Source organism: Sphingobacterium sp. G1-14, from assembly GCF_002196555.1.
GTDB lineage: Bacteria > Bacteroidota > Bacteroidia > Sphingobacteriales > Sphingobacteriaceae > Sphingobacterium > Sphingobacterium siyangense.
Window position 1 is genome coordinate 4,251,978 of record NZ_CP021381.1, and the last position, 12,661, is coordinate 4,264,638.

At 40.1% G+C, this 12,661-nt stretch carries 12 protein-coding genes; 1 reads left to right on the forward strand and 11 read right to left on the reverse strand.

Features of this window, described 5'->3' with window-relative positions:
* Position 1: 1 nt before the first annotated feature.
* From CBM24_RS18510 to katG, 3 genes are all read right to left on the reverse strand, one after another.
* The gene (locus CBM24_RS18510) at positions 2–346 is read right to left on the reverse strand and encodes a hydrogenase maturation nickel metallochaperone HypA (protein ID WP_088162260.1); all 345 of its coding nucleotides are present in this window, start codon (positions 344–346) and stop codon (positions 2–4) included.
* Between the two features lie 82 nt (positions 347–428).
* Positions 429–830 carry a hypothetical protein gene (locus tag CBM24_RS18515; protein ID WP_088162261.1) on the reverse strand — a complete coding sequence of 134 codons (402 nt, stop codon included), beginning with the start codon at positions 828–830 and terminating at the stop codon, positions 429–431.
* A gap of 305 nt (positions 831–1,135) precedes the next feature.
* Positions 1,136–3,415: a catalase/peroxidase HPI gene (gene katG, locus CBM24_RS18520; protein ID WP_088163641.1), complete on the reverse strand. Its 2,280-nt coding sequence runs from the start codon at positions 3,413–3,415 to the stop codon at positions 1,136–1,138.
* 266 nt (positions 3,416–3,681) lie between these two features.
* Between katG and CBM24_RS18525 the strand changes: the two genes are divergently transcribed.
* On the forward strand, positions 3,682–4,266 hold the full coding sequence (locus tag CBM24_RS18525) for a DUF4126 domain-containing protein (protein WP_088162262.1): 585 nt from the start codon (positions 3,682–3,684) through the stop codon (positions 4,264–4,266).
* A 531-nt stretch (positions 4,267–4,797) separates the two neighbouring features.
* Here CBM24_RS18525 and CBM24_RS18530 read toward each other — a convergent pair.
* The 8 genes from CBM24_RS18530 to CBM24_RS18565 all read right to left on the reverse strand — a co-directional run bounded on the left by CBM24_RS18530 (position 4,798) and on the right by CBM24_RS18565 (position 12,294).
* Positions 4,798–5,253: an Hsp20/alpha crystallin family protein gene (locus tag CBM24_RS18530; RefSeq protein WP_088162263.1), complete on the reverse strand. Its 456-nt coding sequence runs from the start codon at positions 5,251–5,253 to the stop codon at positions 4,798–4,800.
* Positions 5,254–5,329: 76 nt separating this feature from the next.
* The gene (locus CBM24_RS18535; RefSeq protein WP_075993452.1) at positions 5,330–5,623 is read right to left on the reverse strand and encodes a hypothetical protein; all 294 of its coding nucleotides are present in this window, start codon (positions 5,621–5,623) and stop codon (positions 5,330–5,332) included.
* A gap of 238 nt (positions 5,624–5,861) precedes the next feature.
* Positions 5,862–6,200: a hypothetical protein gene (locus CBM24_RS18540; RefSeq protein WP_198385938.1), complete on the reverse strand. Its 339-nt coding sequence runs from the start codon at positions 6,198–6,200 to the stop codon at positions 5,862–5,864.
* 12 nt (positions 6,201–6,212) lie between these two features.
* On the reverse strand, positions 6,213–6,770 hold the full coding sequence (locus tag CBM24_RS18545) for an RNA polymerase sigma factor (protein WP_198385939.1): 558 nt from the start codon (positions 6,768–6,770) through the stop codon (positions 6,213–6,215).
* Between the two features lie 231 nt (positions 6,771–7,001).
* Complete coding sequence (locus CBM24_RS18550; RefSeq protein WP_075993455.1) at positions 7,002–7,985, reverse strand: FAD:protein FMN transferase; 984 nt, start codon at positions 7,983–7,985, stop codon at positions 7,002–7,004.
* 86 nt (positions 7,986–8,071) lie between these two features.
* Positions 8,072–10,270, reverse strand: a complete 2,199-nt coding sequence (locus CBM24_RS18555) for a PepSY domain-containing protein (protein ID WP_088162264.1) — start codon at positions 10,268–10,270, stop codon at positions 8,072–8,074.
* 14 nt (positions 10,271–10,284) lie between these two features.
* A complete protein-coding gene (locus CBM24_RS18560; RefSeq protein WP_075993457.1) occupies positions 10,285–10,770 on the reverse strand; it encodes a DUF2271 domain-containing protein in 486 nt (161 codons plus the stop codon).
* 18 nt (positions 10,771–10,788) lie between these two features.
* Complete coding sequence (locus CBM24_RS18565) at positions 10,789–12,294, reverse strand: ankyrin repeat domain-containing protein (protein WP_088163647.1); 1,506 nt, start codon at positions 12,292–12,294, stop codon at positions 10,789–10,791.
* Between the last annotated feature and the right edge of the window lie 367 nt (positions 12,295–12,661).

A 12,661-nucleotide genomic window follows, 5' to 3' on the forward strand; every position in this document is an offset into this window, starting at 1 on the left:
TTTAGTCTTGTTTAAAAATTACTTTTGAAATATAGAGTTCATTTCCCTGAACAATTGTGCTGGAGGGTTGTCCGCAGTCACAGACAAATCGATGAAAATGAACAGGGAAATTTTTCTGACAATGTTCACAGTATGCAATGATATCGTTTACAACGACCTCCATTTCCATATCCTGGTATTGCGTATTTTCAGCAATAAAAGCATCAAATGCATTTTGGATCAATACAGGCTGAACGTTGGATAACAATCCTGCTGTAACTTGAATTTTTTGAATATCATCTACCCTAGCCTCATAATGCGAGGTCAACGTATCAAAAATATCCTTTACTATACTTAGCTCGTGCATTGGTATATTTTAAGAAATAAATAAATTTAGAAAAGAAATGGCAGATTTCTTTGCCTGTCTGATGTGAAGAAAAGCTTACGCCTTAGCATGGAATTTTGATTTGCTCAAACAGCAAAAATCGAGCTATGGGTATAGGCTCAAGATCTAAGGTATGTTCATACCGATAGTCTTTCTGCAATGGGGATGGCAGTAGTTCATGCCAAAGCAAATCAACAGTAACCAACCAACGATCCATTAACCAATCTTGTGCTACTTCTACGTCCATTTCCGCAACAATGGATTGAAGCGATGGGTAGAGTGAACAAAAGTGGCTATGATCTTTTGGAAAATGGGTTATACGTGAATCTCCCGCGTGTTCTGAAGGACTTTTTGAAGATAAATACGAGGATTTAAAACTATCACTTTTCAGTACAAGACTGTTTGCATTTAAAATTTTAAATGATAATAACAGTGCTGCAAACAGAAAAATAAAGTGCTTCCACATAGCTTTAACGTAACAAAGTATCAAAGATTCCTTTGAAACCAATACAAAGTTACTACCGATCAAAGAAGAAAAAGTAGCACAAATCTTGAATTTTATTTCACAAAATAGGAAACACCCAAAGAAAATTCCATAATTCTATATATATTAAATTAAAATTTGGTTAAAGTGAGATTAAAATGATATTAGAGGCAAAAATTGGGTATTTTTTGTCGCAGCTAAATACAAAATATTTTCTCCAATAGCAAAATCATAAAAAGCCAGCCTCGATAGGAGACTGGCTTCTTGAACGGCTTAATTTTTATTCATTAGCGATGCAAATCGAAGCGATCCAGCTCCATCACTTTATTCCACGCCTTCACAAAATCTTGTACAAATTTTTCGTTTGCATCGGCACTACCATATATTTCGGCAACGGCTCTTAGTTCAGCATTTGAACCAAAAACAAGGTCTGCTCTTCCTGCTTCCCATTTTTTAATACCAGTTTTACGATCTGATCCTTCAAAAACTTCCCGATCCGGAGAGATTGCTTTCCAAGCTGTTCCCATATCCAATAGATTAACAAAAAAGTCATTGGTCAGTTGGCCAGGTCGGTTAGTCATTACGCCTAGTTGAGAACCATCAAAATTGGCTTGAAGAACACGCATCCCGCCAATAAGGACAGTCAATTCAGGAACCGATAAGGTCAGCAACTGCGCCCTATCAATCAATAACGATTCCGTAGACACGGTATAAGCCCCTTTGCGATAGTTTCTGAATCCATCCGCAATCGGCTCAAGATAACCCATTGATTCTACATCAGTCTGTTCCTGTGTCGCATCCATACGCCCAGGACGGAACGGTACTTTGATATCATGCCCAGCAGCACGAGCTGCCTGCTCTATCGCGGCAACACCGCCCAAGACAATTAAGTCTGCCAATGAGATCTTCTTTCCGCCCTGTTGTTTTCCATTAAAATCCTGCTGAATCTGCTCCAGCGCAGTAAGAACTTTTTGCAATTGTGCTGGATTATTAACTTGCCAATACCGCTGCGGAGCCAGACGAATTCGAGCACCATTTGCACCACCTCTCATATCCGACCCACGGAATGTAGAAGCTGACGCCCAAGCCGTCGTTACGAGCTCGGCAGAGCTTAGTCCCGCCTTCAATAGGGCGGATTTCAATGTACTAATGTCATCCGCATCGACCAAAACATGATCGACAGCCGGTATAGGATCTTGCCACAATAATTCCTCAGCAGGAACTTCGGCACCTAAATAACGCTCTCTTGGCCCCAAATCACGGTGGGTTAACTTAAACCAGGCACGAGAAAATGCATCAGCAAACGCATCTTGATCTTCGTAAAATTTACGCGAGATCTTTTCATAGATTGGATCAAAACGCAACGATAAATCTGTCGTCAGCATCGTTGGTCTGCGCTTTTTATTTGGATCAAAAGGATCTGGAACATTCGAATCGGCGCCTTTGGCGACCCATTGGTGTGCCCCTGCTGGGCTTTTTGTCAATTCCCATTCATGCTCAAACAGATTCTTAAAAAAGAGGTTGGTCCATTCCGTTGGTTTTTGTGTCCAAATGACCTCCAGTCCACTAGTAATTGCATCAGCACCTACTCCACTGCCGTAAGTACTTTTCCAACCTAATCCTTGTTGTTCTATACCGGCAGCTTCAGGCTCTTTTCCGACATTGTCGGCAGGTCCAGCTCCGTGAGTTTTTCCAAAAGTATGCCCACCTGCAATCAAAGCGACAGTTTCCTCATCATCCATAGCCATCCGACCAAAAGTATCTCGTATATCTTTTGCAGCCGCTATAGGATCAGGGTTTCCATCCGGTCCTTCTGGATTAACATAAATTAACCCCATCTGTACCGCTGCCAACGGTTTTTCAAGATTACGTGAGTGTTGCTTACCATCTGCATTATCATCGGCAGACAAAACACCATGTGCTTCAACTACGCCTTCTGAACCATGTGCATAACGAATATCACCGCCTAACCATGTTGTTTCAGAGCCCCAATATACATCCAATTCTGGTTCAAAAGCATCCACACGCCCACCGGAATAACCAAAAGTTTTGAAGCCCATAGACTCCAAAGCGACGTTACCGGTTAAGATCAATAAATCTGCCCAGGAGATATTTTTACCATATTTTTGTTTGATAGGCCACAACAGGCGACGCGCTTTATCTAAGCTCACATTATCAGGCCAGCTATTCAAGGGTGCAAAACGTTGCTGACCAGACCCAGCTCCGCCTCGACCATCGCTTACCCGATAGGTACCGGCACTATGCCAAGCCATCCGGATGAATAATGGTCCATAATGACCAAAATCTGCCGGCCACCAATCCTGTGAATCGGTCATCAATGCATGCAAATCTTTTTTTACAGCTTCTAAATCCAACTGCTTAAATGCTTCTGCATAATCAAAGCCTTCGTCCATCGGATTTGACTTGCTCGCATGTTGTCTCAACAGATCTACACGAAGTCTATTTGGCCACCAATCCTGATTCTGAGTTCCCCCTCCCGCAACGGCGTTGCGCATAGTACCATTGTGAAATGGGCATTTGCTAATGTCTTTTTCGTTGTTGTCCATATGAAAAGAAAGTTTATTTATATAATACCTTAAGTGATCAAATTGTTTGACTTCCACTTTCATAAAATTACATAAATGCACTACCACTTGTACATCGAATGATTTGATACACTATAATCAAAATCTATATACACCATTATCAGATATATAAAAACTTGAAAATCATCTTTTAGCGAGACTCCAGAAAACGCGGATTTTTAGCATTGCTAAAACAAAAGCCATTCTTTTATTATTCTACAATTAGGTTGTATCAAAAAATATTGGCCATGAGTGAACTTTCTACATTTTTGGTGAGTGCTTTTATAGGAGTGAGTTTGGCGGCAGCCACTGGCTTCCGGATTTTCATGCCCTTATTTTTATTGAGTCTTGGCTGTCGGCTGGAATTGTTCCAAGTTGGCAATGAATTAGCCTGGGCGGGTTCACCGCTTGTTTTAGCAGCAACAAGTATAGCCATGATTTTGGAAATAGCGGGGTATTACATCCCTTTTATAGACAACATATTGGACAGCCTATCCATCCCCTTAGCAACCATAGCCGGTACTTTACTTTTCGCTATACAGTTTACAGATATTTCTCCTTTTTTCCGCTGGGCTATGGCCATAATCGCCGGTGGCGGTACTGCAGCAACCATTAGCACGGCCCTGGCAGGCACCCGAGCTGCCTCTTCGATCGGAACGGCCGGTTTTGGTAATTTTATGATTTCGACAATGGAAACCATCGGTTCTACGATCTTAACTATACTCGCCATATTTGTGCCTTTTATGGCTATAATCGTTGTTATTGGCTTGTTTTACTTCTTTTGGCGATTTGGCAGAGAACAACTACATAAAAAACTTAAAAGAACTGAATAGCTGTCATAACATCTAAATAAACTTGACACAGCGCTATACAAGCTACAATAACAGCAAGCCTCACCTACACAGGCAGAAGCCAATTTAGCAGATGCACAAACCAACTAGGAATATTGTCTCCATCTTAATAGACATAAGCTGATCAATATCTGCATAAAATCATAATCCCTAACCTTTATACCTGTCAATCAAACGAAGATATGATGGTAATCAAATTATACCTTTCAACAGTACTTGTTCAGTGCTTGTTCAGTGCTTGCTCAGTGATTACTCAGTGTAGACTGAATAAATAGTGACTAATTACTGTCTAAAAACTGATTAAAAATTGTTATTAGGTATAATTTGGTATTAGTTTTTTTCCATTTAGTAAATATATATGCTGCTTTGGGTGGAGGCCGGAGGTAAACCATAAAAAAAGGACAGCAAAATTCGATGCTGTCCTTTTTCAAAATTAGCCCTTATGCTGATTTAAGTTTACGCACATAAGCAACCTTTACTTTGATGTGCGCCCAAATCAAAAACTGGCTTTTACTAATCAATAGCAACTTCTTGTGGTCGTATTACTTTTTCAAGATCTTTTGGAAGAATGACAGTCAATACCCCATCCTCGAAGCTCGCATGCACATTATCTGTAAGCACTTGTTCATTCAATTGGAATTCACGTTCAAATGCCATTCCATCGTACTCTTTATAAATATAATCTATGGCATTGTCCTGTGCATTCTCTGTACATGAAATTTTTAGTATTCCGTCATTTATACTGACTTGGAATTGTTCCTTCTTACGGCCAGCAGCAAAAAGCTGTACTTCATAGAATTCTTGATTCTCTACAATATTTACAGGAACAGATTGCTGTCCGCCACCACTGTGTGCGGTTTCATCTTCAAAAAAATGTTGTTGAAATTTTTCAAAACGGTCTTTAAAATGTTGTCCGCAAAATTTGTTATGATTTGAATATCCTCTGGTATAATGATCTCTTTTAAACATGTCTTTAATTTTTAATATTGAATAATACGTTGAACTAATACATGACGAATTGCTTCGTCTTTGCAGTTTTTTAACCTTAATAAACGGGAACTATCGTTGCTTTCCTAGCACGTTTTTGTCCTTGTAATGGTACGATAGCGACCGCAGTGTTGTAATGACGGTGAACATTCGGATATACCGGAGTCCTATCCATTTTGAATGCTTGTCTATCTCTCCTACGCATTCTTGCTGCCGCGAAGCTTCCTATTCCGAAGAGAACTGTCCCAAACAATAAGAGTTTAAAGATCGTCCCAATAATCAAGGTTGCTAATCCAGCTATTGCCGTAAGCACAATCAGGCGAGGCAATATAAATCGAAGTTTATTTTTCATTTGAATACATCTTTTTTGTAAAATGGTTGCTGGCTTCCTCCATTTTCATCTGATTGAAAACGACATTCTCCTTGACCATTCGTATTTTGTAACTAATTATTATGCTGTCCAACATCCATTCTGACAGAACATCGCGTTCTGCTATTCCCTTAGAATCAGGATACCGGCATAAAAAAAGGCGCCTTTATAGAAGAAGACGCCTAACAACAGTTTTTACTTTAAAATTTTTATTCTTTTTTTAGAATCCACATCGTCCTCCAAAACGACGCTTCCATTCTGCCCTCAAACGCTCCCTTTCCTCATCGGAAAGATCTTCTCCTTTTTCCATCTGACGCGGAAAACCTTTTCGAAATCTCCCCCCTCCAGGTTTACCAAAACCCCTGCCGAACAGAATTCTTGACAAAACAAAGAGTCCCAATGCCTGCAAATAGGTAATTGTTTTTAAATTGAAAATATCAACCATTAATGTATTCCATAAATATTGTAGTAAGGCTACCAACAAAAAAACACCAATGGTAATAGCGACAAACATAAAAGCGAATTTACCCTTCCGCTGTCTATTCATTCTTCCATTCATAGCTTAATCCTTTTAAAATTTTAATTCTTCATACAAACTTCGCAACCGTACCCGCAGGTGCTTCACGGCATACCCTTTTCGACTGATAATCGTCTTGAGGTTCTCATTTTCCATAACGGCAATTTCTTGAAGTGTTTTCTCTTCCAGCTCATTCAGCACAAAAACCCGACGCTGCTTCTCCGGCAATTCCTCCAATGCTTTCATCAGCTCATCCCAAAAAATATCCTTAAATAATTTTAGCTCGGGATTATTGGAGTCGTCGGCCAAAAGGAACTGACGAATAGGGAAAGTACTTTCACTATCATCATCACCTGCTATCATATCATCAAGTGATTCATTTTTCTTTTTCCGATAACTATCGGTAATCTTATTCCGTGTGACAGCATAGAGCCATGCTCCCGCATTCTCCAGTTCGTCCATATTGGTCAAACGGCTAAATTGATACCAGACTTCCTGTAAGATATCTTCTGCATCCTCCGTTTTCTTTACTTTCCCCTTAACAAAACGTAGCAGTTGACTTCCATAAGTCTTAACGATATCCGTAAATGATCTGGAATTTTTTTCTGCCATATGATTTTGGTATGCAATGTCCATAGCAGCATAGACGAACTAGTCGAACTTTTACTTTAAATTATTTTCAAGGATCTACTTTCTTGCTGACTTCCAACGGATGAACAACATCACACATTCTTTTTTCGTCGTCTTTCGTATACGCTTTGTTCGCATAAATATACTAGATAATCAGCTAATAGGCTATGCTTTCTATACACTTTATGCAACATAAAAAAGTCGTTCCATGGTTTAAGATTTCCGGCGCTGCTGAATGACCTTACCTTTATCGGTAATAAAAATATAATGGTATGCTGGAAAACGCTGAATCAATTTTTTTCCTTCTTTCTCGCCCAGTACCATTATTGACGTACTGAGTGCATTTGCGACTTCCGCTGAGGGTCCATAAATCGTCACTGAAGTTAATCCCGTAGCTGGGTAACCTGTCACCGGATTTATAATATGTGAATAACGTTTTCCATTAATCTCCGCATATTTCTCATAGCTGCCCGAAGTTGCTACGGCCATTTCATTCAAACGAAGAACTTTGACCATTCGATGGGCTTTGAACGGATTGTTTACGCCCACTTTCCATGCATCGTCCTGGGGTGGGCTTCCCCAAGCCGACAGATCACCAGAAGCATTCACTATACCTGCTTCAATCCCTTTTGCTTTCATTATTTCCCTGCCCCTATCTGCCGCATAGCCTTTCCCAATAGAGCCGAAACCGATCTTCATACCCGGTAACTCCAGAAAAATTGTCGAAGCCGCACTATCGAGGCGAATGTGTTGATAACCAACTTTCTCTACAGACCTCTTAATCACTTCTTCCGAGGGCATTGTGGTCATGCTGCCATCAAATAGCCAAACTTTATCTAAGGCAACAATACTGATATCAAAAGCACCACCTGAATTTTGAGCATATTGGATTGCACGTTGTGTTAGTTCAAACACTTCTCTATCCACCTTAACTGGCTTAATCCCTGCATTGCGGTTTACCGCTGCTATTTGGGTTTGCGGACGCCATTCTGAAATCAGATTTTCTATTCGATCTATTTCGGAGATGACTTCATCGATATGCTGATTTGTAATCGAGCTATCCCGATCTACCAAGCTAATTTCGAAAACAGAGCCCATAAGGGTAACCTGTCGCTTTACCAATACCTGCGCAATCCCTGAAGTAATGGATACAAAGCAGAGAATTAAAAGCAGGCCACAGTGTTTATTGTTCTTCATGAGATTGATCTGAAAAAGGGATTAAAAAGTCGATGTGTACCAAAAGCAGTTTTACCGATGGGATATACTATTGTACCACCAATTTACTAATAACAATCGGTTAAGATCTGTCCATTTTCTTTATAGACTGCAATAGTTTTGCCGACATGTTCCAAAAGTAGCTCATTTAAAGTATGTTCAACATCATGCTGCATACGCAATGCTCCACAAAGCAATATACAACCTCCTTTATCAAGCAATTCGACAAAATATAGCGCATCCCGACGAATCAAATCCATGACATATTGTGCATTTTCCTCGCGTGAAAAAGCCAGTTCAAGCTGTTTCAGATGTCCCAGCTTTATCTGCTCATCAGCAAAATCTATATAGTGTGCCGTCATTTCATTTCGATGGCGAAAACCAGCATACAGACGCAAAGGTGTCATACTTTCATTCGCTGAAATCATGCCTAGAAAAGGTGCTACCCCTGTACCATTCGCAATTAAAGCAACGGCATTTGCCGCTTTCGGAAAATGAAAACTTGGATTAACCATGACACGTGCCTGCAGGGGTTGATTCGGTTCCAATCGATAAAGGAAGCTCGAGCCAAATCCATCAGGAAACAATTTCACCACAAGCCGAACCATACCGTCTTTGTAACCTATCGAATAAAAACGTTCACGTTGATCTTGCGCGGGATAGATTGCCAGTAAATCCCCCGATTGCATTTTAATTTTACCTGAAGGTTTCAGGACTAAAGTAAAGGTCGTGTTACTAGCTGAAACAGTAGACTTCGCTATCACCTTAAATCTCGTCAATCCGACGACTTTAGCACTATAAATAGCCGGTGCAGAAGCTAATGCAATATTGGTCTGAGCAGACCACTGATGTATCCATGAAATAAGCTCATCAACATTCTTATCATTAACTGTGTGTAAATCTGTTAGTCGAGAAGCCCAGGCTTGTTTTTCTAATAAATGATCAATTTCGCGCGCATAGGCACAAAAGTCGGGATAGGCTTTTGAACCAAAGCCCAGAACTGAAAATTGTACGTCTTGTTCTTGCGGATGGCTGTTGAGCTTATGTTCAAATTGAAGTGCATTGGATGGTGCAGTTCCTAGCCCGTATGTTGAGGTAAACACAAGCAAGTGTTTTGCCTTTGGAAAGCATTGATATTGATTCATTCCGAGCAGCAACGATTTTTGCCCATCCGCTAAGAGTTGTTTATGGATCTGATTGGCGAAAAACAGCGTGCTTCCATTTTCCGTTCCGAAAAGAATAACAATCTCTGCTTCTTCAGGTTTATATTTATTCTTGATTTTAGTACGCCTGCGCTTGAATGTGATTGCAAAGCCCGTGTAAATAAAGAACACAATATTCAAAGATGCGAGCCCCAATATAATGGCCCATATGATATTGGTCTTGCCCGTATGGAGGTCCAAAGAAAACTGTTCGGCCAATGCTGTAAAGGGATACTTTACTTCTTTATGCAAGCTTCCATTCAACTGATTTATGGTCAATTCCCGATCGCGAAGCTTCAATATAAAAAACTCCTCAGGATCGTCTTCCATAAACGGAAACTCCAACGTCTTCAAATCGACAAGTTTTGTATTTTGGAATATTGAAAATTTTGCCACCTCCAATTGAATATCTTCCTTCATCTTATTGGGATATTCAATTGTTTGGTTCGGCTTTTTTAAGATTTCAATACGCACCAGAAATAAATAGGTACCTGTTAGGGCCAATATCAAAATTGGTATCAAAAATAGACGTCCTGAAACAACATGGAAATACTGTGCGAAAAAGTCCCGGTTGATTTTAGCAAAGAAATGTCGAACTCCCTGTTGACGCCTGACAATCAGAATAATTCCTGAAATAGTAATAAGAAACAACAGAAATGAAACCACACCAATAATCACCCGACCGGTCACTTTAAGAAAGAGTGAGCGGTGTAAAGCTGTAATCCATTGAACAAATTGGGACTTATTCAATTGGGGACCCAGCAGACGCCCCGTATTCGGATCGATATAACCTTTCACGGTGTTGCCATCTGCGTCTATGGCATCAATGCTCACGAATTGATTGTGATCTACCGAGATCGCTATGATTTCAGGATAAACCTTGCGCAAAGCTGTTACTGACTGCGCAAGGTTTAACGTTTCAATATGTTCAACCCGATAAGGCGGAATTTTTTCGTTAACGGCGTCAATGGCCAATATTACGCCAGTTATCGATAATAAAAGTAAAAAGATAGAAGAAACAATAGCTAAGGCTAAATGTGCATACCTCCAAATAGATACCAGCATTTTTACCCCTTTTCTTATTGTACTTTATTTAACTTAACAAGTTTGATATATCCCTTGCCATTAGCTTTTTCAGTGATAGCCTCCTTTGTCAAAGGAATTTCAACATCAGCAGTATGGTATTTTTGTTCCTCTACAGCAGATTCAAAACGGAGTTTATACCCTTTGTTAAACTTCGTTTCATCAATATCCAATGTCCGCATGGCACGGTCACCGCCACCAACTGACGCGCCCGTCACCGCATTTAGCTTTTCTTTGGTTTTATTTTGGAACTTGTACCATTCCTTGATTGTATTATACCATTGTTTATCAGATCCCAATACGGCGAGTGTTTTTTCGTAAGCTCCACTAGGATTAATCAGTGAAATCACCACGTAGGCTTTCTCACCTTCATAGGCATTCATTTGGATCATACACTTATATTTAGCTGCCTGTGCAAAAGAGCTTAGGGCTGCCATCGAAAATAAAAGGGTGGCTATCGTGGTTTTAACTATGTTATTCATCTTCAGTTGTATCTAATTTTATTTCAAAAAGTCAAGCGGCACATTGGATTTAGACAAGAAATCGTTTTCTTTCGCCAAATCATAAGCCGTTTCATCGAATTCTGTTTTCAATTCCTTTTTTGCACCAAGGGAAACCAATGTTTTTAGCAAGGAATCGTCTTTCGCTATGAGAGCTGCCTTATGTAGTGCCGTCGTTCCCTCTTTATCCTGTGCATTAATATCTGCTCCAAGTTCGCTGGCTTTCTGGATAAGCTTCACATTCTCTTTCGCTACTGCCAAATGATACAATGTGCTACCATTTTTTTGCGGAGCAACAACGTCCAATCCATTCGTCTTAAGGATCGTTAATTTTTCTTTAAACTCATCCCCTTGTGAAGCATTTCCCTGTCCACCGGGTCTGCCGCCCTGAGGCAATTCTCTGTAGGAATTAAACCAGTAAAAGGCCAAGTTATTACCTTCCTTATCCAATAGCTTGATATCGGCTCCATCTTTAATCAACAATGCCACGATTTCGGGGGCCCCATTCGCTACAGCCTTGGTCAATGCAGATTCGCCTTTTTCATTTACTGCATTTACGTTCTTCGCTTTAGCAAGTAGCAGCTCGACCAATTTAGCATCCTTACCACTAGCAGCCACCATAAGCGCTGTATTTCCTTCGTTGTCCGCTTTTGCGACATCTACACCTTTATCCAAAAAATAATTGATCACGGCCATATCTGGTCTGCGAACTAAAGCATGCAGCACTGTCGCTCCTTCTTTATTTACAGCCTTGGGATCCAATTTGAACTTTTCAACCAAATAGGTATAAACCGACAAACCATTCGATGCTTGTCTGGAACCCTGAGTCGCAAAAAATAACGCATTATTGGTTGGTTTTACGCCACGGGCGATGAATTTCTCCATGAGCTCGGTATTTCCAAGTTTAGCCGCATAATCCGTCACTGTACGGCCCGACTCGTCTTTATCTTGAATAGATAATCCTTTTTTAATGAAATAATCCGTCAATGCAAGGTCCTTGTCTGCAGACGCTGCAAGCATCATTAATGTAGCACCACCTTCATATTTTTGCTTGGGATTCACACCCGCTTTAAACAAAGCATCATAAACGGCAGTATTTGTATTTCCTGTCGAAGCTGCATAAGCAATAATTGGGTAACCATGGCTATCTTGGTAATTGACATCCGATCCTTTTGCAATTAAAAACTCGACAAGCTCCGCATTTCCACTTGACGCTGCCCAGTGTAAATAACTACGGCTGTGATGCGTCTTCTTCGTTACACTATTCCCTTCTTGTTCGATCATAAACTTGACAACATCCGTCGGAGCGCCATTTAATATCGCCATTGTGACTGGATCAAAGGATGCCGCATTAGGCTGAGAAGGGCTATTTCCTTTGCTGATTTCTTCTTTAACAATTGTCAAGGTAGGTTTACCTTTCCAAAACTCGCCGTTCATTAACGAATTTGTTTGCGCCTGTGCATAAGTTGCAGCGAATAATAAAGCTGCTAAAAGTGTCTTTTTCATCCTTTTATTTGTCTTTTGAAGTTGATGAAGTAACATGGCCTATTCATTCCCACTCAATTATTCGGCAAATTGAGCTACAGTCATACGATAACTTGGGTCGAAATACATCGTGCTGGTTTCATCAGAATATAAGTGTAAATGCGTATATTTTAAGAACAAGGGAGCTTTCCGAATTCGATTTTGTACAACAATTTCTGCATACAGAGAAGCCCATGTTTAAAATAGAATAACTAGTTTATTTAAATTAATTCTAAATTAATGCAAATCTAAAAAATATTCCCAAACCACAAAAATTAATCGTGCTAATTTTCATTGATCAACTGCCCTTAAAGCCTTTCGGTCTCATCCGAACAAAATCGGAAAGAAG